At 68.5% G+C, this 19675-nt stretch carries 21 protein-coding genes; 13 read left to right on the top strand and 8 right to left on the bottom strand.

Translation table 11 applies throughout. The features are described 5' to 3' along the window. Positions 1–23: 23 nt before the first annotated feature. From U9J23_RS00690 to U9J23_RS00680, 3 genes are read right to left on the bottom strand one after another with little or no spacing between them, the layout of a single operon-like run. Complete coding sequence (locus U9J23_RS00690) at positions 24–794, bottom strand: glycerophosphodiester phosphodiesterase (protein WP_059382078.1); 771 nt, start codon at positions 792–794, stop codon at positions 24–26. Beyond that, a complete protein-coding gene (locus tag U9J23_RS00685) occupies positions 791–1855 on the bottom strand; it encodes a DUF4328 domain-containing protein (RefSeq protein ID WP_059382077.1) in 1065 nt (354 codons plus the stop codon). Before U9J23_RS00685 ends, U9J23_RS00690 begins: the two co-directional genes overlap by 4 nt. Next, positions 1855–2181, bottom strand: a complete 327-nt coding sequence (locus U9J23_RS00680; RefSeq protein ID WP_059382076.1) for a rhodanese-like domain-containing protein — start codon at positions 2179–2181, stop codon at positions 1855–1857. Before U9J23_RS00680 ends, U9J23_RS00685 begins: the two co-directional genes overlap by 1 nt. A 258-nt stretch (positions 2182–2439) precedes the next feature. Between U9J23_RS00680 and U9J23_RS00675 the strand changes: the two genes are divergently transcribed. Beyond that, complete coding sequence (locus tag U9J23_RS00675) at positions 2440–3375, top strand: LLM class F420-dependent oxidoreductase (protein ID WP_059382075.1); 936 nt, start codon at positions 2440–2442, stop codon at positions 3373–3375. Between the two features lie 15 nt (positions 3376–3390). Here the strand turns inward: U9J23_RS00675 and U9J23_RS00670 are convergent, their stop codons facing one another. From U9J23_RS00670 to U9J23_RS00660, 3 genes are all read right to left on the bottom strand, one after another. Further along, a complete protein-coding gene (locus tag U9J23_RS00670; protein WP_226950033.1) occupies positions 3391–3981 on the bottom strand; it encodes an Rv1733c family protein in 591 nt (196 codons plus the stop codon). 156 nt (positions 3982–4137) lie between these two features. Further along, positions 4138–4806: a peptide-methionine (S)-S-oxide reductase MsrA gene (gene msrA, locus U9J23_RS00665; RefSeq protein WP_085468735.1), complete on the bottom strand. Its 669-nt coding sequence runs from the start codon at positions 4804–4806 to the stop codon at positions 4138–4140. A 9-nt stretch (positions 4807–4815) separates the two neighbouring features. Continuing rightward, positions 4816–5910 (bottom strand): acyltransferase family protein, encoded by a 1095-nt coding sequence (locus U9J23_RS00660; RefSeq protein WP_059382072.1) that lies wholly within the window; start codon positions 5908–5910, stop codon positions 4816–4818. A gap of 297 nt (positions 5911–6207) precedes the next feature. Between U9J23_RS00660 and U9J23_RS00655 the strand changes: the two genes are divergently transcribed. The 7 genes from U9J23_RS00655 (at position 6208) to U9J23_RS00625 (ending at position 12180) form a co-directional block, all read left to right on the top strand. Next, on the top strand, positions 6208–6831 hold the full coding sequence (locus U9J23_RS00655; RefSeq protein ID WP_006553395.1) for a superoxide dismutase: 624 nt from the start codon (positions 6208–6210) through the stop codon (positions 6829–6831). A gap of 232 nt (positions 6832–7063) precedes the next feature. Further along, the gene (locus tag U9J23_RS00650; RefSeq protein ID WP_059382071.1) at positions 7064–7597 is read left to right on the top strand and encodes a hypothetical protein; all 534 of its coding nucleotides are present in this window, start codon (positions 7064–7066) and stop codon (positions 7595–7597) included. Positions 7598–7861: 264 nt separating this feature from the next. After that, the gene (locus U9J23_RS00645; RefSeq protein ID WP_085468734.1) at positions 7862–8560 is read left to right on the top strand and encodes a TMEM165/GDT1 family protein; all 699 of its coding nucleotides are present in this window, start codon (positions 7862–7864) and stop codon (positions 8558–8560) included. A gap of 78 nt (positions 8561–8638) precedes the next feature. Next, positions 8639–9142, top strand: a complete 504-nt coding sequence (locus tag U9J23_RS00640) for a MarR family winged helix-turn-helix transcriptional regulator (protein WP_174479608.1) — start codon at positions 8639–8641, stop codon at positions 9140–9142. Further along, positions 9139–10386, top strand: a complete 1248-nt coding sequence (locus U9J23_RS00635; protein ID WP_186455441.1) for an MFS transporter — start codon at positions 9139–9141, stop codon at positions 10384–10386. Before U9J23_RS00640 ends, U9J23_RS00635 begins: the two co-directional genes overlap by 4 nt. Positions 10387–10516: 130 nt before the next feature. After that, positions 10517–11284, top strand: a complete 768-nt coding sequence (locus U9J23_RS00630; RefSeq protein WP_059382068.1) for an SDR family NAD(P)-dependent oxidoreductase — start codon at positions 10517–10519, stop codon at positions 11282–11284. Positions 11285–11370: 86 nt separating this feature from the next. Next, the gene (locus U9J23_RS00625) at positions 11371–12180 is read left to right on the top strand and encodes an alpha/beta hydrolase (protein WP_145709225.1); all 810 of its coding nucleotides are present in this window, start codon (positions 11371–11373) and stop codon (positions 12178–12180) included. Here the strand turns inward: U9J23_RS00625 and U9J23_RS00620 are convergent. Then, on the bottom strand, positions 12164–12922 hold the full coding sequence (locus tag U9J23_RS00620) for an IclR family transcriptional regulator (protein WP_059382066.1): 759 nt from the start codon (positions 12920–12922) through the stop codon (positions 12164–12166). The two genes, U9J23_RS00625 and U9J23_RS00620, sit on opposite strands and share 17 nt — an antisense overlap. Then, positions 12919–14433 carry an APC family permease gene (locus U9J23_RS00615; protein WP_272266391.1) on the bottom strand — a complete coding sequence of 505 codons (1515 nt, stop codon included), beginning with the start codon at positions 14431–14433 and terminating at the stop codon, positions 12919–12921. Before U9J23_RS00615 ends, U9J23_RS00620 begins: the two co-directional genes overlap by 4 nt. 354 nt (positions 14434–14787) lie before the next feature. Between U9J23_RS00615 and U9J23_RS00610 the strand changes: the two genes are divergently transcribed. From U9J23_RS00610 to U9J23_RS00590, 5 genes are all read left to right on the top strand, one after another. Next, positions 14788–15369 carry a MauE/DoxX family redox-associated membrane protein gene (locus U9J23_RS00610; RefSeq protein WP_085468802.1) on the top strand — a complete coding sequence of 194 codons (582 nt, stop codon included), beginning with the start codon at positions 14788–14790 and terminating at the stop codon, positions 15367–15369. 21 nt (positions 15370–15390) lie between these two features. Next, a complete protein-coding gene (locus tag U9J23_RS00605) occupies positions 15391–16005 on the top strand; it encodes a redoxin domain-containing protein (RefSeq protein WP_059382064.1) in 615 nt (204 codons plus the stop codon). Between the two features lie 102 nt (positions 16006–16107). Further along, a complete protein-coding gene (locus U9J23_RS00600) occupies positions 16108–16776 on the top strand; it encodes a methylamine dehydrogenase light chain (RefSeq protein ID WP_059382063.1) in 669 nt (222 codons plus the stop codon). Then, positions 16773–18077 (top strand): hypothetical protein, encoded by a 1305-nt coding sequence (locus U9J23_RS00595; RefSeq protein ID WP_272266390.1) that lies wholly within the window; start codon positions 16773–16775, stop codon positions 18075–18077. The genes U9J23_RS00600 and U9J23_RS00595 overlap by 4 nt, the downstream gene beginning before the upstream one ends. Beyond that, positions 18074–19666: a multicopper oxidase family protein gene (locus tag U9J23_RS00590; protein ID WP_272266389.1), complete on the top strand. Its 1593-nt coding sequence runs from the start codon at positions 18074–18076 to the stop codon at positions 19664–19666. The genes U9J23_RS00595 and U9J23_RS00590 overlap by 4 nt, the downstream gene beginning before the upstream one ends. The last annotated feature ends 9 nt before the right edge of the window (positions 19667–19675 follow it).

Below are 19675 nucleotides of genomic sequence, written 5' to 3'. Positions count from 1 at the left end.
GTCGCGAGACCGGGCGGGGGTGCTCACCGATCGAAGGCGTCGAGCTGCAGCTTGGTGCGACCGGGATGATTGGTGGCGACCCACTCGACACCCAGCTCGCGGCACAGCTCGACGTCGGCGGGGTCGTCGACGGTCCAGCAGTAGGTGGCCCGGCCCGACAGCGCGGCCCGGTCGACGAGATCGCGGTGCTCGCGCAGCGTCGCGATCGACGGGCCGACGGCCGTCGCGCCGACGGTGGTGGCGGCGCTGCCGCGCAGGTAGCGCGAGGTCTCCCCCAGCAGCACGGTGGGCAGCAGCGGCGCGGCCCGGCGGATGCGCCAGACGGCGCCGGCCGCGAACGACATCACCACCACCCGGGAGAAATCGGCCGACGCCGGGGTCGCGAGACCGAAGCGGGCCAGTTCGGCGAGCAGTTTGCTCTCCACGAGACCGCCGTAGCGGACGGGATGCTTGGTCTCGACGAAGACCTTCACCGGGACGCTCGTGAAGTCCATGACGAGTTCGAGCAGTTGCCGCAGGGTGAGCAGATCGGCGGGCTCGCCGGGGCGTCCGTAGTCGTACTGCGCGAGCTCGTCGAGGGTCATCTCGCTGACGACACCGGTGCCGTTCGAGGTGCGGTCGATCGTGCGGTCGTGCACGCACACCAGGTGACCGTCGCGGGTGAGCCGCACGTCGCACTCGACGCCGTCGGCGCCTTCCTTCAACGCGAGTTCGTAGGCGCCGATCGTGTGTTCCGGGAGCGCGGCGGACGCACCGCGATGCGCGACGACGCGGGGATGCGCGCTGCGGGTCACGGAGCCACCGCCTCGGCGCGCTCCTCGTCGTCTGCTCGTTCCGCGGCTCCGGCGGGTTCCTCCGGAGCGTCGTCCGGTTCCTCGCGGGCCTGCTGCTGTTCGCGCACGGCGGCGGGGACGATGGGCGCGATCGGCGACGAGGCCGGGCCGGTCGCATGGGTGAAGCGGTGCCGGCGCAACGGCCGCCCCCACAGGTCGGCGCCGTCGAACAGGCGCAGGACGTGCAGGGTGGACAGCGCGACGACCGCCCCGAGCGCCGCGAGGACGGCGGTGAGCAGGACGCCGTCGGCGCGGGCCTGCAGCGTGTCGCGCTGACGCCACGCGAGCAGCGCCACGACGAGCACGCCGTTGACCACCCACAGCACCCACCAGGTGCGGATCGCGCGGAGCAACCGCGGGTCGCGGTCGGCGATCTCGGTGAGGAAGACACCGGGCATCGCGAGGTTGAGGCCCGGAACGACGAGTCCCGCGAGGATGGACAGCGGCGACCGTGACTCGGCGAGACCACGCTCGGCGTAGATGTGCCGGCGCAGATCGACCAGCCGCAGCCCGGATGCGACCGCCGCGGCCAGCGCCACGACCGGGCCGACCACCTGGGTCGCCCATACCGCGGCATCCGACACCGCGAGCACGAGCGGGTCGACGAGGCGGGTCCGGTTGTACAGCAACACTCCGTACCGGACGGCTTCGGCGAGCGCCGCGAGGCCGAAGACGACGGCGGTGCCGACGAGCAGCGTCGGCGCGAGGTCGGCGGCGGTCTCGGTGCGGTCGGGTTCGACGTCCTCGTCGGGGAGCGGATCGAGCAGTCCCCAGAGGGGCATCTCGCGATAGGACGGGGTCTCGGCGGCCGGGCGCTCGTGCGCAGGCGACGTCGGTTCGGTCGTCGGAGCACCACCCGCGGGTCGCGCGACCCAGCGGAAGTTACGGCGCGACGGAGGAACCGACCCGTCGGGGGCGACGGGTGAGAGCAGCACACCGCGGCAGGCCGGGCACCACTGCCGCGGCTGATATGTCACGGGCCAGCGATTCTCACAGCGCACACAGATCTGATAGGCCGACATCAATAGATCTTTGCCGGTTCGTCGCGCTCGGAGACGAGCGGGAGTCCGTGCTTCTGCCACGCCACCATGCCGCCCGCGACCTGGAAGGTGTCGTACCCGATGCGGGCCAGGTACTCGACCGCTCCGAGGGAGCGGCCGCCCTGCCTGCAGATCACGTAGATCTCGGCGTCGGGGTCGAGTTCCTCGATGCGGGCGGGCACGTCGGCGAGCGGAATGTGCAGCGCGCCGGGGGCGTGTCCGAGTTCCCATTCGTCGTCCTCGCGGACGTCGAGGAGGACGACCTCGTCGCCGAGTTCGGGTACCAGGTCGACCGACACGGTGGGCACGTCGGAAAAACTCACGTCTCAATAGTGGCACGCGGCGTGAACGGATGTGGGTGTGGTCGTACCGATCCTGTTCCGCAGGTGGGGCCGGTGGGTCTTCCACAACACTCCCCATCAACCCCATCCGCTGGAGTTATCCACAGTTTCCACAGGTTCATCAACAGGCCTATCCACGCATGGGGAATCACACTCGAGACATCTCACAGTCGACAAGCACCCGTCGATACCCCGCGCCGGTTCCGTCGCTGAAATGATCGGGGTATGGAATTACGCATCTTCACCGAACCCCAGCAGGGCGCCACCTACGACGACCTCCTCGCCGTCGCACAGACCGCGGAACGACTCGGCTACGGCGCGTTCTTCCGCTCCGACCACTATCTGGCCATGAACGTCGAGGGCCTGCCCGGTCCGACGGACGCATGGATCACGCTGGCCGGTCTCGCCCGCGACACCTCGACGATCCGCCTCGGCACGCTCGTCACCTCGGCGACCTTCCGCTACCCCGGCCCGCTCGCGGTCTCCGTCGCACAGGTCGACGCCATGAGCGGCGGACGCGTCGACTTCGGCTTCGGAGCCGGCTGGTTCGAGGAAGAGCACCTCGCCTACGGCATCCCCTTCCCTACATTGAAGGAGCGGTTCGATCGCTTCGAGGAGTCCCTCGCAGTCATCACCGGCCTGTGGGACACCCCCGAGGGCGAGACGTTCTCGTACGAGGGCGAGCACGTGCGGATCGAGAACTCCCCCGCGCTGCCGAAGCCGTACCAGCGTCCCCACCCGCCGATCGTCATGGGCGGCGCGGGCAAGAAGCGCACGCCGGCACTGGCGGCGCGCTACGCCGACGAGTTCAACGTGCCGTTCAAGTCGCTGGACGAGACGAAGGTCCTGTTCGAGCGCGTGCGCTCGGCCTGCCGGGATGCCGGACGTGACCCCGAGGAACTGACCTACTCGAACGCACTCGTGCTGTGCTGCGGCCGGGACGAGGACGAGATCGCGCATCGCGCGGCACGGATCGGCCGCGAGGTCGACGAGCTGCGGGAGAACGGACTCGCGGGCACGCCGCAGGAGTTGATCGAGAAGATCCGCACTTTCGCGGAGGCCGGGACGCAGCGCATCTACCTGCAGGTTCTCGATCTCGCCGATCTCGAGCACCTCGAACTGGTCGCGAACGAGGTCATGCCCGCGGTCGCGGATCTCTGACGCGCGCCCAGCGGATCAGTGGCTGCTGGTGGAGCCGAGGAACGCTTCGATGTCCCGGCTCCACTCGCGGCTGCGCCGTACCTCGAGACGCCAGTGCGCGAGGGCGAACAGCCCGGCCGCGGCGGCGGCGGAGAACGTCCACAGCGACACTCCGGACAGCACGGCGGTGAACTTCGCGGCGGAGGTGGTCAGCGGGGCCTGCGTGTATTCGCCGGTGGTCGCGTCGACCCAGACCGGGACCTCGCTGCCCGCGGTCGCGAGACTGTCGACCTGGACGAGGGCGTGACGCGTCTCGTCTCCCCAGCCCCAGGTCGCGGGTGCCGAGGCGATCTTCACGGTCTCGCCCCATCCGGAGGAGTCGCTCAGGGCGTCGGCGTCGAGGACGGCGGTGACACTGACACGTTCGGCGTTCTGCTTCTCGGAGAGTTCGAGCTGGGAGCTCCACATGGTGGCGGAGACCCATACGGCGACGGGGACGAGGAGCGCCATCACGGCGATCATGAGGGTGAAGCAGCGCGCCTCGAGCCTGTCGGTGCGACGCACGAGCGGATCCCGCCTGCGCAGACTTCGCCGTGTGCGCCGCAGATACCCCGCTCTGGTCGTCATGTCGGCAAGCCGTCCCTTTCCCCCTCTGGAATGATCCCTTTTTCCAGGATGCGTCCGCTTTCGGGGAAGTTCAAGGAACGCCAACGCATCTCACACTCGCACTGCGAGTGGAGATGTGGTGCGCGCCACCGTCGCACCTGAGGCCGACGAGCGCCGTCAGGCGCCGAGGCCCACCGGGCAGCTCACACCGGTCGCGTGAACGGGGCAGTAGCCGTTGGGGTTCTTCGCGAGGTACTGCTGGTGGTAGTCCTCGGCGTAGTAGAACTGCGTCAGCGGTGCGATCTCCGTGGTGATCTGCCCGTATCCGGCGTCGTTCAGACGCTTGCCGAACGCTTCGGCCGTGGCTTCGGCGACCTCGATCTGCGTCTCGTCGTGGGTGTAGAGCGCCGAGCGGTACTGGGTGCCGTGGTCGTTGCCCTGTCTCATGCCCTGGGTGGGATCGTGGTTCTCCCAGAACTGCTGCAGGATGTGCTCGTAGCCGATCACCTTCGGGTCGAAGACGACGAGCACCACCTCGGTGTGCCCGGTCCGGCCGGAGCACACCTCCTCGTAGGTGGGGTTGGGCGTGTAACCGCCGGAATAGCCGACCGCAGTCGAGTAGACGCCGTCGAGCTGCCAGAACTCCTTCTCGGCGCCCCAGAAGCAACCCATGCCGACCACTGCGGCCTGCAGGCCCTCGGGGAAGGGGGGAACGATGCGGTTGCCGTTGACGTAATGGGTCTCGGGGACGGGCAGCGGTTCGGCACGGCCGGGGAGCGCGTCCTCGCGCGTCACCATCTGCGACTTCGAACCTGCACGGGCGAGGATCTCGTCGAACCAGGACATGACCCGATGCTACGCGCGAGTCGGAGCGGCAGTCCGTTCGTCGGAGGCGGCCTGCTTCGGCGTCAGCCAGCGGCTCTTGATCCAGTGCGCGGCCGGAACCTCGACGCTGCGGTACAGCGCCTCGGCGACGAGACCGCAGCCGATCAGCAGCAGCACGATCGCCGCGGTCGTGCCGACGAGGCCCACGGTGTTCTCGTAGATCCGGTACATCACGAGGGTGTGGGTCAGGTAGATGCAGTAGCTGCGGGTCGCGACCCAGGAGACGACGGCCGAGCGCGCGAACCGCCCGTCGTACCGGGCGACCAGCACGACCGCCGCGAAGACCACCGACACCGTCCACAGGTAGCGGGTGCCCGACCAGTAGACGTTGATGTCCGTGGCCATCACGATCACCGCGATCTGCGCGAACATCGCCGCCAGCAGGGCGCGCAGCGAGATCAGGCCGGCCCAGCCGAAGTACACGATCTGCCCGAGGAACAGGGTGGGCAGCGTCGACGCGATCTTCGACAGGAACGGCACCGTGTACGGCTCTGGGATGTACAGGTTGTAGAGGAGCACCAGCATGCACAGCACGGCGCCGAGCATCGGCACCGCCACCGGCGCCGTCCGCAGCAGCGACCGTCCTGCCACACACCACAGGTAGAACGAGATCTGCGCGGCGAGCGTCCACACCACGCCGAGCACGATCACCTGCGGTTTCAGGAAGAACGCGCCGAGGAAGAAGGACAGGAACGCGTCGGAGACCGACACGGTGGTGTGGCCGCTGAAGGTGCCGTTGATGCCCAGCCACACGAGCACGACCGCGGCCAGGATCGCCACCCAGAAGGCCGGCAGGAGCCGCGCGGCCCGGGCGATCAGGAACTTCCGACGGTCCTGCCGGATCGCGGACCGGGTGACGAGCATGCCCGTGAGCATCATGAAGGCCGTCACGCCGACGGACGACAGGTGCTGGTTGAGGCCGGCGCCCTTGACGAGCACCTCGTAGGTGAGGTCGATGCCCCACCAGCCCGTCCCGAGGTCGTCGATCAGGTAGAAGGCGATGTGGGAGTAGAGCACGGCCGCGACCGCGACGAGCCGGACGACATCGACGCCCGGCAGATCCACACGCGGTGCATCGGCCCCGCGTGTCGGTTCGTTCAGGAAGGGCCGAAACACGCGCCAATGTTAAGGTCCCGTTCACGCAGCTGTTGCCGATGGTCCCGTTATCCGAACGTTTCCGCTGGTGAGAGCAGTTTTCCGGAAGCGCGGACGGTTGCGGGTGCTCTCCGCCACAGTCGGGGCCCGATCGTGTCCGCATTACGGGGAATGTTGCGGACGGTGTAGTTATGGACTTGGGTGGAAACCCGAAAAGGTACGGAATAACTGCACGGGCCGAACGGCCCGGTGAAGAAGGGACCCTTCGTGGCTGAATACACACTTCCGGACTTGCCCTACGACTACGCAGCGCTCGAGCCGCACATCTCGGCGAAGATCATGGAGCTGCACCACTCGAAGCACCACGCCACCTACGTCGCCGGTGCGAACACCGCTCTCGAGAAGCTGGCCGAGGCCCGCGAGAACGGCACCATGGCGGCCCAGGCGACCAAGCTCGAGAAGGACCTCGCCTTCCACCTGGGTGGTCACACCAACCACTCCGTCTTCTGGAACAACCTCTCCCCCGAGGGTGGCGACAAGCCCGAGGGTGAGCTCGCTGCTGCGATCGACGACGCCTTCGGTTCGTTCGACAAGTTCCGCGATCACTTCTCCGCGAACGCGAACTCCATCCAGGGCTCCGGCTGGTCGATCCTCGCGTGGGATTCGATCGGACAGCGTCTGATCATCGTCCAGCTGTACGACCAGCAGGGCAACATCCCGATCGGCCTGACCCCGCTGCTCATGCTCGACATGTGGGAGCACGCCTTCTACCTGCAGTACCAGAACGTCAAGGCCGACTACGTCAAGGCCTTCTGGAACATCGTCAACTGGGCGGACGTACAGGCTCGCTTCGAGCGCGCTCGCACCGCCACCTCGGGCCTGATCGTCTAGTACGGATCGGTCATACAGGTCGCGAGACCGACAGCGAGGGCGCCGGGACACCGGCGCCCTTCGTCGTCTCCGGGGCCGGTTCTGCCCACTCGCTACAAGAATTGCCATCCGCTACTGCAATTGCCGTAGCGGATAGCAATAGGTGTAGCGGAAGTGCTGGCACTCGACACCTCTTGTGTGCCAACGGAGAAAACGGGCATTCTCCCCTTACCGACCGAGAGGGAGGAGTGGGATGAACGCCGAGGAATACAGCCGCATCGAGCTGTCCGCATTCCAGTCCGACGGGTCGCTTCGAGGTTTCGTCGTCTCGGGCAGATGGCCCGCGACCACCCGCGAATGGGCCCAGGTGCTGGCGATGACGGTGCGGATCGCGTCACTGCCGGGACTGCTGCCCACCTCGACGGTGTTCGGAGTCAAGGAAGAACTGCCCGACGACCCCGAGCCCGGAACCGTGGGCCTCGTGGTCGCCGAGGGTCCGGTGCTCGGCGAGCGTGCCGTGCAGCCCGGACGGTTCGCCGAGCATCAGCCACCGGCGCTGATCATGCTGCATCCGCCGTCGGAGACGACGCCGTCACTCCCGGAGAATGCGGGCGTCGCGTCGGGCTGCGTGCTGCTCCCCGGGATCCCTCATCTCGGGCTCGAGCATCGCGCGGCGTGGGTCGAGGCAGAACCGGACGGCACGGTGACGGCGCTGGTCAGCAAGGTGGGAGTGGATCCGGGCAACGATCCCGACACCGCGATTCTGGCCATGCTGCTCGCTTCGTGAGGGCGCCCTGAAAGCGAGAGTTCGGTTCTCCGAAAGTTAGCATTGCCTTTACAGAAATCGGTTCGCCGAGCTAACGTTGTCGTCGGCGAAGGGGAGTAGCCCCCAATCGCAGGGTCGACATACTGGCGGCGCCCGACAACGGCACCGCCCGGCCCCGCGGACCGGATCTTCCTCCGGTGGGCGAGACCTTCGGCCGCTGGTCGCATCGTGCGTCCGGCGTCCGGAGGAAGCCCCGTTTCCTCCATACGAAAGGAGGAAACGCATATGTGGTCCGCGCTCGTCCTGTCCTTCGCGGTCATCTTCGTCGCCGAACTCGGCGACAAGTCCCAGCTCATGGCGATGACCTTCGCCCTACGTCATCGCTGGTGGGTCGTCCTGTCGGGGATCCTGTTCGCGACCACCGCCGTCCACCTCGTGTCGGTGGCCGTCGGGCACTATCTGGGTGTCGCGATCCCCGCGACCGCCATCTCCATCGTCGGCGGCATCGCCTTCCTGATCTTCGGCGCGTGGACATTGCGCGGCGACTCCCTCGACGACGACGAGCAGTCCAAGGCCGGACGCGTCGCGCGCTCCGCCTTCCTCGCCGTGAGCTCGGCGTTCTTCCTGGCCGAACTCGGCGACAAGACGATGCTCGCGACCATCACGCTCGCGACCGACAACAACTGGGCCGGGGTGTGGATCGGGTCCACCGTCGGCATGGTCGCCGCCGATGCGCTGGCCATCGTCATCGGTGCCGTGCTCGGCCGGCACCTTCCCGACAACGCCATCCGCTACGGCGCTTCGGCGTTGTTCTTCGGCTTCGGTGCGTGGATGCTCGGCGACGGTCTGTTCCCGGAGATCGGCGTCGTGGGACCGATCGCCGGCGCGGTGGCCCTGCTGCTGTCCGTCGCCGCGATGGTGGTCGTCCGCCGACGCGCCCGCCGTGTCACGGAGGACGAGTCCCCGGCGCTCATGCGTCCCTGATCACCGTTCCGAACAGTGTCTTTCCGCTCCGGACAAGAGTATGCTTGCCGATAGGCAAATAAATTCGGAGGTGGTTCCATGTCTGAACTCACGGACAGCACCCCTCGATCCGAAACTCCTCCGTTCGACGCGGAAGACGTCCATCGTCTGCGTATCGCGATCGGACGGATCTCCCGCCGCATGGGCATGTTCGCCTCGGAGGAAGGGCTGACGCGTTCGCAGTCGACCCTCCTCACGACCGTCGCCCGCCACGAGACGATCGGAGTCCGCGAACTCGCGGAGATCGAAGGGCTCAACCCCACCATGTGTTCGCGCATGGTGGGCAAACTCGAAGACGCCGGGTTGCTCACCCGGTCCCCCGACGCCGACGACAAGCGCGTCGTCCGCGTCCACATCACTGATGCCGGTGCCGCTCTGTCGGCGGAACTGCGCGATCGTCGCACCGCCCTGTTCGCCCGTCACCTCACCGAACTGAGCGACCGGCACCTCGAAGCTCTGCACGACGCGCTGCCCGCCCTCGAGGCACTCTCGCAGCGCGTCGCCGATTCACCGCGCCCCTCCGTCGAGGGGGGTCGCCCGTGACAGTGCTCGCCGACATCAGAGGACAGACCTTCGCGGCCCTGCGCGGCCCCAACTTCCGCCTCTACATCAGCGGCCAGGCCGTCTCGCTCATCGGCACGTGGATGCAGACCGTCGCACAGTCGTGGCTCGTCCTGCAGCTCACCGGCTCCGCGACCGCCATCGGCATCGTTCTTGCGCTGCAGACCGTGCCGATGCTGCTGCTCGGCCCCTACGGCGGCGTGGTCGCCGACCGCTCCGACAAGCGCCGGCTCATGATCGGTTTGCAGACCCTCATGGGTGTGCAGGCCCTGATCCTGGGGCTGCTCGTCGTCACCGACACCGTGGCCCTGTGGCACGTCTACGTCCTGGCGGTCGCGCTCGGCCTCAACCAGTGTTTCGAGAATCCCGCGCGACAGTCGTTCATGCTCGAACTCGTCGGTCCGGAGGATCTGCGCAACGCCGTGAGCCTGCAGTCGGTCCTCGCCTCGTGCTCCCGCATGATCGGTCCGGCCGTCGCAGGCCTGGTCATCGCCGCGGGCGGACTCGGCGTGTGCTTCCTGCTCAACGCCGCGAGCTTCGTCGCCGTCGTCACCTCCCTGCTGCGACTCGACGTCTCCCGGCTCCAGCGCTCCCCCGCCGCCGCCCGCGCCAAGGGGCAGCTGCGCGAGGGCTTCGCCTACGTCCGCAGCACGTCCGATCTGGCCGTCCCGCTGCTGATGATGGCGCTCGTCGGATGTCTGGCCTTCGAGTTCCAGGTGGTCCTGCCGGTCCTGGCCGACCACACCTTCGCCGCCGGTGCCGGGGCCTACGGTTTCCTCACTGCCGCGATGGGCGCCGGATCGGTGGTGGGCGGGCTCGCCGTCGCCACCTGGGGCCGCACCGGGACCCGGCCGCTGATCCTCACCTCCCTCGCGTTCGGTATCGCCATGGCGGTCGCCGCTGCGGCCCCGAACCTGACCACGCTCATCGTGCTCATGGTGATCGTGGGCGCGCTGAGCGTGACGTTCACGTCTACCACCAACAGTTCGCTGCAGCTCGCCGCCGCGCCGATGATGCGCGGACGGGTGATGGCGTTGTGGTCGGTCGCCTTCCTCGGCTCCACGGCCATCGGCGGCCCCATCGCCGGCTGGGTCTGCGAGCAGTGGGGTGGCCGGGCCGGACTGCTGCTCGGTGCCGTCGCATGTCTCGTCGCCGCGGCGATGGGAGTCGTCGCACTTCGCCGCCGGGCCACGACCCCTGCGGAAGCCGCGGGCGTGACCGGTTAGGGTTCGTGACGAACGACACTCACACGCCGTAGGGCTCTGTGAGAGGACCTGACGGAGTCGGACTCGGTGCCAACGAGCCCGAACCCGTCGGGTCCACGCAGCCCTCGGCTCGGGACAGGAGATACGAACAGTGGAGATTCAGGGATCCGCCGCACTGGTGACCGGTGCCGCATCCGGTCTCGGCGCCGCAACCGCACGCCGCCTCGCCGACGCCGGAGCCACCGTCTTCGGCCTCGACCTGCAGCAGTCCATCGACCGCGTCGGCGATGCCGCACCTGCGGGTGTCACGCTCCTCGCCACCGACGTGACCAGCGGCGACGAGGTGCAGGCCGCCGTCGACCGCATCGTCGAGTCGGGTGTTCCGCTGCGCGTCGTCGTCAACTGCGCCGGTGTCGGCTGGGCCGGTCGCATCCTGTCGAAGAACGGCCCGCACGACCTCGAGCTGTTCCGTACGGTCATCACCGTCAACCTGCTCGGCACGTTCAACGTCATGCGCCTCGCGGCCGACGCGATCTCCAAGACCGAGACGGTCGACGAGTCGGGTCAGCGCGGCGTCATCATCAACACCGCCTCGGTGGCCGCGTTCGAGGGCCAGATCGGCCAGATCGCGTACTCCGCGTCGAAGGGTGGCGTGCACGGTATGACCGTCCCCGCCGCACGCGACCTCGCGCAGTTCGGCATCCGTGTCAACACCATCGCCCCCGGCATCGTCGACACCCCGATGCTCGCCGGTGTCACCGAGGAGTACCGCAAGGGCCTCGAGGCCGGTGTGCCGTTCCCGTCGCGCCTGGCTCAGCCCGCCGAGTACGCGCAGCTCGCGCAGATGATCGTCGAGCACGACTACCTCAACGGCGAGACCATCCGCATGGACGGCGCGCTGCGCATGGCACCGCGGTAATCACGCCTTCGGTAACCACGCCTCTTCCGTGCGCGTTTCCGGCAGTTCCGGCTGCCGGAAACGCGCACGTGCGTTAGACCGGACCCATGCGGATCGTTCTCGCCGTGGTGCTCGCCGGCGCGCTCGCCGGCGTCGCCGGCCGGTCGCTGCAGCGACGCCTGATCTACCTGCCCGACAGCTCCACTCCCCCGTCCGCCGCGACCGTCCTGCCCGGCGCGGAGGACGTCGTCCTCACCACCGCGGACGGTCTGGAGCTCGACGCCTGGTTCGTGCCCGGTCGCGCTCCCGACGGTCCCGGAGCCGGTTTCACGGTTCTCCTCGCTCCCGGTAACGGCGGCAACCGCCTCGGCCGCGTCGACACCGCCGCCGACCTCGCCGCGGCGGGTTTCTCGACGCTGCTTCTCGACTACCGCGGGTACGGCGGTAATCCCGGCTCCCCCTCCGAGGAGGGTCTCGCCGCCGACGCCCGCGCGGCCCTCGAGCATCTCCGTTCGCGCGACGACGTCGACCCCACCCGGGTGCTGTACTTCGGGGAGAGCCTCGGCTGCGCCGTGGTCACCGCGCTCGCCGTCGACGAACCGCCCGCCGGAATGTTGCTGCGCTCGCCGTTCACCGATCTGGCCGCCGTGGCCCGGCACCACTATCCGTTCGTCCCCACCGCACTGTTGAAGGACGAGTTCCCCGTCGCCGAACTCGTCGGCCGCATCGACGTGCCGATCACGGTCGTCTACGGCACCGCCGACAGCATCGTCCCGCCCGCCCAGAGCACGGTCGTCGCCGATGCAGCCCGGCAGCTGCACGAGCGGGTCGAGCTCGCCGGTCTCGAACACAACGATCCACCGATGTTCGGCGCGCCCGTGGTGGACGCATTGATCCGGCTCAGAGCAGGCCTGTGAGCCTCGCGGACCCGTCGACGAGGAATCTCACCAGATCGGGATCGGGTTGCACCTTCGCGGCCGACCCGTGCAGGTACAGGCCGCCGACGACGAACGACGACGAGTCGCGGATCGGGACGGCCAGCGCCGCCCTGCCCAGCCGTGTCTCCTGGCACTCCTTCGCGTAACCGAACGAGACGATCTCGCGCAGCTCCCGCGCCAGCGACTCGCGCTCGCACATCGTGAACTCGGTGAGCCGGCGCAGCTCGGCGTCCGGACCCACTCCCGGCACGTGGGCCAGCATCAGCTTGCCGATGGCATTGGCGTGCAACGACTTCGACAGAGTCGTGATGGCGACGATCTCGTGGTCCGGATCCTGGTCGACGAACCGGAGTCGGCTCCCGGCGAAGGACGCCACGTGCAACCCGAAACGCGTACAGCCCCGCAGGTCCTCCATCACGTCGTGGAGCGACTCGGACGGAGTGGATTCCGCTGCCGCCTGGGCGAGTTCGGCGGTGCGACGACCGAGCGCGAAGCCCGACAGGTCGGGCACACGCACGAGATAACCGTCCGCGACGAGCAGGTTCAGCATCCGGTAGGCCGTGGCCGGAGGCACTCCGGCGAACGCGGCGATCTCCTTGGCGGTGGTGCCGGGACCAAGCTGCGCGACGGCCTCGAGCATCCCCAGCGCCTTCTGCACGGCGTGGGGTTGTCGTCCCCCGAAAGGTGTCTCGGCGGACCGGATCGGCACGTGGGCGGTCACATTCGCTCCCCCTGTGTGCCCCCCGTGACGATCTGCGGTCGCCCATGCTCGTCGAGGACCAGTGTCCCCGCCCCCGGCAGCAGATCCGTGGTCTCGACGGTGTCGAAGGCTCCGATCGTCGCGAGACTCTGCGGGCGTAGCAGGCGCAGCACCGCGCGCCAGATCGGTCCCGACACCAGGAGCGCGACGAGCGCCCACGGCACGACGAGCAGCGAGTGCGTGATCCCGTCGACGGCCGTGCCCACCAGCAGGCCGCCACCGAGCAACGCGACGAACACCGCCGCGACCCGCGTCCACGCGGTGTCCTCACCGATGCGGTGCAGGAACCGCAGTGACGCCACAGCGACCAGCGTGTACGCCGCGACCAGCGCGACCTCGACGACCCCGTCGAAGACGGACGAATCCGCGTCCGCCGCCAGGGTGTACAGAACGGCACCGGCGACACTCACCGCGACGAACGCCGTCACCGCGAGGTAGGGGGTGCGCAGGGTGCCGTGTACGCGGGCCAGAGCGGACGGCAGCACCCGTTCGACACCCATCGAGTACAGGAGCCTCGAGCCTGCCTGTGCGCAGCCGAGTGTCGACGCGAACCACGAGCACGCCATGCCCGTCTTCACGGCGAGCACGACCGCCCACGACGCGCCGGAGTCGACACCGTCGAAATACGCTCCGATGATGAGCGATCCGCGGCCGGTCAGCGATGCGACGGCCGCGAAGACGAACAGCGCCCCGACGACGAGAGGGGTGATCAGCACCGTCCGGCTCACCGTGACGAGCGGCCGACGGGCCTCGGGACCGAAGAACGCCGCGCTCTCGAAGCCCGCCATGGACAGGACGGTCATCAGTGCGAGGAAGGGCAGCAGGCTCAGCGGTGAGACCGGCAGTTCGCTCGTCGTCGTTCCGCCCGCCGGCGCGACCAGCATCGTCGCGACGATCAGTACCAGCGAACATGTTTCGACGAGCAGGATCGCGCGGGTCGCGAACCGCACGCCGCGGATCGCGATCAGGGCGACGGCTCCGCCGAGCACTGCCGTCGTCACCAGCCACGGTCCCGTCCCCGGAAGATGCAGTCCGGCAAGCTCGCCGATGTCCAGTACCGTGCGTGCTCCCTGGGCGAGCACGGAGATCGAGATACCGAGATATCCGACGATGAGCGCCGTACCCGTCACGAGGGCCGCGCGCGTGCCGAGTCCCTGGAAGACGAAGCTGTAGAGCGAACCCGCCGCGGCCAGGCGTCGAGTGAACTGTGTGATGCACCATGCGACCAGTACGACGACGCCGGTCGTCGCGGCGATGGTGAGTACACCGCCGAGTCCCGGAGCGCTCACGGTCATCCACAGGGCGATGAACACCATGCCGGTGGCGGGGGCGATCGTCGACAGCGACTGTCCGATCAGATCGAGTTGGGACAGTTGTCTGCGCCCGAGCGCGTGCAGGGGTGAGCGCACGTGAGCCCCGGCGGGTTCCGCGTCCTGCGCGCGGTCGATCGCCGCCCGGAGTGCTGACGTCACGACCGTGGTCCTTTCACCGAATTTGTCCGGACGCTAACCCCGTTCTGTTACAGCTGCATTACCTGCGCGAACTCCGTATGGGTCCCGAATGAGAATTCGCTCGGGATCTCGATGCGAGGTACATCACGCCGTCGGCTCCCGCACGGACCTGCGCAAACGCAAAAGCCCACGTCACCGATCCTCCACCCCACCGATTTCCGCGGCTCGCGTTCTCGTTCGGGGTGTCCCCGTTCGTTTCTCCGGCGTCGCATGCCCGACTCGAGACCACAGCACGATGTGTCCATCCCCACCTGCGAGGGATCCGCCGGGACCTCGAGAAGGTCCCGCAGCGAAACGGAAGGAGTGGTCGCACACATGCTGTGGGTGCTGATCGCATCGATCGTCGGAGGCACGCTGTTGCTCGCCGGCATCCCCAAGACCCGGGACCGCCAGGGTCTGTTGCGCACGGTGCGCGGGTACAAGCTGCTGCCCGCCCCGCTCGAGGAAGCGGCGTCGTTCGTGCTGCCGTGGGCCGAGATCGTCCTCGGTGTCGCGCTCGTCACGGGCATCGCCGGACGGTGGGCGGCCGCAGGCGCCGCGCTGCTGTTCCTGTGCTTCTTCGGTGGCCTGACGATCAACCTCCTCCGAGGCCGTCGTGACCTCGACTGCGGCTGCTTCGCATTCGGTTCGCACGACGTCCCGCGGATCGGGTGGTTCCACGCGGTGCGGGCCGGCGCGTTCGTGCTCGTCTCCGCAGCCCTGGCCTTCGTTCCCGCCGGCACACCGTCGCTCGCCGAGCACCTCCTCGCCGTCGCGCTCGCCGCGCTGGTGCTGGTCGTGGTCGTCACCGCGGTGCAGTTGCGGTCGATCGTGCATCCGGGCCGGCGCCCGGTCGACGACCACCTGACGAAGGCCTCGATCGAACTCCGCGCCGCCTCGACCCTCTCGCGGTACTGACAAATCCGAACGGAGAAATCTGTGAACACCTTCCTGCTGATCGCGGTCATCGTGCTGGCCGTCGCCGTCGCGGCGCTGTTCCTCATGCTGCTCGCCCTCGCCCGTGAGATCGGGCGCGTGCAGGTGCGTCTCGGCCCCCTCGGCGCCCGGATGATGGACACCGGCCCGAAGATCGCCCAGGTCGGTCCGAGCTTCCGCGGCCTGAAGGACCACCTCGGCCGCGAGATCGGGGTCGGTGGCCACCGCGACAAGGCACAGCTGCTGCTGTTCACCGCGCCGTCGTGCTCGACCTGCAAGAGCCTGCTTCCCGGCGTCAAGGCGATGGCGAAGGCGGAGAAGGACCTCGAGGTCGTCATCATCTCGGACGGCACGCCGGAGGAGCACCAGAACTTCCTCGCCGGTTCGGGTATCGGTGCCGAGCTCAGCTACGTCGACGCCCGCGATGTGGGCATCGCCTACCAGGTGGGCACCACTCCGTACGGCGTGATCCTCGACGAGCACGGCAAGATCCAGGCCAAGGGCCTGTGCAACCACATGGCGCAGGTCGAATCCCTCCTCAACGCACTCGAATCCGGTACGCCGTCGCTGCAGCACCTGCACGAGGCAGCCAAGACTCGCGCCGCAGCTGGACTGTGATCTGCGAGCGCGGACCGCGCCGTCGGTACGGGCGGAATCTCATCCCCTTCTCGAGATCGGAGTACGTCGTTGGACCTCAGACCCTCATCCGGTGAACCGGAGATGCACGAGAACCGATATCCGGTGGACGAAGCCACCGTCAAGGAACAGGCCGAATGGATGGCCGGCCGCGGCGGGTCCTTCATCGGCCGCACCGGACGCAAGATGTCCGAGCGGGTCTCCCGCCGTTCGGTGATCAGCAAGATCGGCCGGTGGACGATGGGTGTCTCCGGTGTGGCACTGATCAGTTCGCTGCCCGTCACCCGCACGGCCCTGGCGCAGGAGCCGCCGGCGCCCGCCCCCGCCGAGCCCGAACCGTTCGTTCCGGTCTACGACGGCAAGGATCCCGCCGAGTGCGAGTACTGGCGCTGGTGCAACATGGACGGCACCTCGTGCGCGGCCTGCAACGGCGGCGGTGTCACCACGTGTGCGCCGGGAAGCCGTCCCGGAGCGGAGTTCTGGGTGGGGTGCTGCACGCATCCCGATACCGGTAAGACCTACCTGATCGCCTACTACGACTGCTGTGGGGCACCGTCGTGCTCGAACGCGTTCTGCGGTGAGCCCGACATGCAGGCCATCATGTACAACCCGGTCTCGGGCAGCTTCGACCAGGAGATCATCTGGTGCGTGTCCGACGAATCCCAGTCGTACACCTGCACGATGGCACCGATCATCGGTGAGGACTGCCAGACCCGTCCCGCCGCACGACCGAAGGTGGGCGCCGGATCATGAAGCGCACCCAACGGGCGGTCGCCGCGACCGTCCCGCTCGCTCTCGCACTGTCCCTCGCGGCGTGCTCGAGCGACGACGACTCCTCGTCCACCGCTGCGGGCGAGGTCAGCTACCCGACCGTCCCCTACACCACTCCCGGTGAGGGCATCTCCCTCGGTCACGACGACCAGGAGATCGGCGACACCATCCCGGAACCCGTGCACGTCTCGGAGATCCAGCCCGCGAGCGAGAACGACCTGCTCGCGGTCCTCCGGACTCCGGGTGGGCTCGAGATCGGTGTGAACGTCCTCGACCCGGTCACCGGTGTCGCGGGCAGTCGCATCGTCGTGGGCCCCGGCATCTGGGATCCCGTCATCCACGGGTTCGTCGGCGAGAGTTCCTCGGACCCCGCGGTTCTCGCCGCCGAGGTGTGGCGTCCCCGCGGTTCGCGCGGCCAGGCCGACTTCACCGTCACCACCTACTCGGGCGACCTGCTCGAGCCGGACGAGATCGAACTGCCCGACTACGCCCGCGCGCACTCGCGTCCCGGATCCAGTGCCGTCACCTCGGACGGGAAGTACTTCGTGACGTGGGACGACGGCCTGTACGGTGTCCGCGTCGTCGACCTCGAGGCCGGCAAGGAGAGCGGCGCGCTGCAGATCATCGGGTGCGGTCCGTTCACCTGGCTCGACGGTCATGAGCTCTACAGCGTGTGCGAGGACACCCGCGAGCTGATCCAGATCTCGATCGACGATGCCGGTGTCCCCACGGAGACCGCGCGCACGAAGGTGCTGCCCGACGACTTCGTCAGCAACCGCAAGGTGACCTGGGCCGCGGACGCGAAGAAGGCGCTGCTCGTCGGCGCGACCGGCGACGTCTTCGTCTTCGACTTCTCGAACGGTCTGCCGGAGGATCCCGTCGCTCCCATCGGGAACGCGGGTCAGGACGGTGGCCGCTTCGCGGAGAACGCCATCAACAACACCGGCGACCGGATCGCGATCGAGTACACCGACAGCGAGATCCATCCGCACTCGGCGCGCGGCGGCGACATCGTCAAGGTCGAGTTGTTCGACGCCGCCGGCCTCACACCGATCCGCACCCTCGATCTCGAGGCGCTGGGGCTGACGGACATCGCGTCCATGGCCTTCTCCGTCGACGGATCGATCCTGTACGTGGTCGGTTCGGGCCCCGAGGTCGACGGCGAGTCGGCCCAGCGCATCGTCGGTGTCTCGGCGAGCGACGGCGCCGAGGTCAGTGCTGCCGAGGTCACCGGCACCGTCGACGACATCCGTTCCCTCCTGACCCCGCAGGTGATCCGATGACACGACCCGGTACCGGGCTCGTGCTCGACCGCCGACGCTTCCTCCGCCTGGGCACCCTCGGTGCCGGGGCGGTGGGGCTCGGCGCCCTCGGGTTCGGTGCCGCCGCCTGCAGCTCCGGTACGTCCGGGCAGCAGGCGGCGGCCGCCGAGCTCGACTACATCCGTCCCACCGACCCCGAGGTGGCCGCGGCCGAGGCGGCCCGCACCACCTCGGGGGCGACGGCCGCCTTCGCGCTCGCTGCGGGTGTGGGCGCCGTGGACCTCGGTGGGCGGATCGTGAACACGTGGACCTACGGCGGGGCCGCCGTCGCACCCGAGCTGCGGTTGTCGAAGGGCGACCGTGTGCGGGTGTCGGTGGACAACGGGCTTCCGCAGGAGACCACGCTGCACTGGCACGGCATCCGGATCCGCAACGACATGGACGGTGCGGCTCCGGTCACGCAGGACCCGATCGGCGCCGACGGTGGCCGATTCGAGTACGACTTCGTCGCACCCGATCCAGGTACGTACTGGTACCACTCGCACAGCGGACTGCAGGCCGACCGCGGCCTGTTCGGGGCCATGATCATCGAGGACCCGAACGACGCGACCGGCGCGGACGCTGACGCGGTGCTCGTACTCGACGACTGGGTCGACGGTCTGGGTACCACCCCCGACGCGGTGATCGCCGCGCTCAACCCGCAGGTCGCCGGGCACGGTCACGCCGGGCACGGTGCGGGACCGGCCGAGTACTCGGATGCCGATGCCTCGGTGGCGCAACAGATCACGTCGGCGGGGCACGGGGACTCCGTCGCGCTCGGTGGCATGACCCAGCACATCGCGTACCCGTTGCACCTGATCAACGGCCGCCCGCCGAACGATCCTGCCGTGGTGGAAGCCGCTGCGGGGCAACGCTTACGGCTTCGGATCATCAACGCGGCCGCGGAGACGCCCTACCGTTTCGCCGTGGCCGGTCACGAACTGACCGTCGTCGCCGTGGACGGCTTCGACGTGCAGCCGACGACCGCCGACACCGTGATCCTCGGCATGGCGCAGCGGGTGGACGTGCTCGTCACGGTCCGCTCCGGCGCGTGGCCGATCGTGGCGAAGGTCGAGGGTCGCGACGGTTACGCGTCGACCGTGCTGCGATCCCTCGATGCGGTTCCGATGTCGAACCCCGATGTGGGAGGAAACATCCCGGAACTGAACGGGCGGCTCGTACCCGAGAGCGAACTGCGGCCCGCCGAATCGGTGCTGCTCGAGAAGCGGGACGTCGACCGTGACTACCGTGTCGAGCTGATCCAGGCCGGCGACCGCTACGTGTGGGGCATGGCCGGCCCCGACGCCGGCCGACTGGTGATGAAGGAGGGTGAACGGATCCGGATCACGATGGTCAACTCGTCGCCGATGTGGCATCCCATGCACACCCACGGCCACACCTTCGCCGTACCGAGCTACGGCGGTCTGCGACGCGACACCGTCAACGTGCTTCCGGGGACCGAACTCGCCATCGAGTTCGACGCGGACAATCCGGGCGAGTGGATGTTCCACTGCCACAACGCCTATCACTTCGAGGCAGGAATGACCGCGAATCTGCGGTACATCCGGTGAGGACGAGAT

This window comes from Rhodococcus sp. PD04, assembly GCF_035918275.1.
Lineage (GTDB): Bacteria > Actinomycetota > Actinomycetes > Mycobacteriales > Mycobacteriaceae > Rhodococcus > Rhodococcus rhodochrous.
Note: the sequence above shows the minus strand (reverse complement) of the source record. Positions and strands in the feature narration are given on the sequence as shown.

Coding starts and splice junctions, on each gene's coding strand:
- U9J23_RS00685 (WP_059382077.1), bottom strand. CDS start 1,855: ATGTCGGCCTATCAGATCTGTGTGCGCTGTGAGAATCGCTGGCCCGTG.
- U9J23_RS00675 (WP_059382075.1), top strand. CDS start 2,440: ATGGAATTACGCATCTTCACCGAACCCCAGCAGGGCGCCACCTACGAC.
- U9J23_RS00670 (WP_226950033.1), bottom strand. CDS start 3,981: ATGACGACCAGAGCGGGGTATCTGCGGCGCACACGGCGAAGTCTGCGC.
- msrA (WP_085468735.1), bottom strand. CDS start 4,806: ATGTCCTGGTTCGACGAGATCCTCGCCCGTGCAGGTTCGAAGTCGCAG.
- U9J23_RS00650 (WP_059382071.1), top strand. CDS start 7,064: ATGAACGCCGAGGAATACAGCCGCATCGAGCTGTCCGCATTCCAGTCC.
- U9J23_RS00645 (WP_085468734.1), top strand. CDS start 7,862: ATGTGGTCCGCGCTCGTCCTGTCCTTCGCGGTCATCTTCGTCGCCGAA.
- U9J23_RS00640 (WP_174479608.1), top strand. CDS start 8,639: ATGTCTGAACTCACGGACAGCACCCCTCGATCCGAAACTCCTCCGTTC.
- U9J23_RS00625 (WP_145709225.1), top strand. CDS start 11,371: ATGCGGATCGTTCTCGCCGTGGTGCTCGCCGGCGCGCTCGCCGGCGTC.
- U9J23_RS00610 (WP_085468802.1), top strand. CDS start 14,788: ATGCTGTGGGTGCTGATCGCATCGATCGTCGGAGGCACGCTGTTGCTC.
- U9J23_RS00600 (WP_059382063.1), top strand. CDS start 16,108: ATGCACGAGAACCGATATCCGGTGGACGAAGCCACCGTCAAGGAACAG.
- U9J23_RS00595 (WP_272266390.1), top strand. CDS start 16,773: ATGAAGCGCACCCAACGGGCGGTCGCCGCGACCGTCCCGCTCGCTCTC.
- U9J23_RS00590 (WP_272266389.1), top strand. CDS start 18,074: ATGACACGACCCGGTACCGGGCTCGTGCTCGACCGCCGACGCTTCCTC.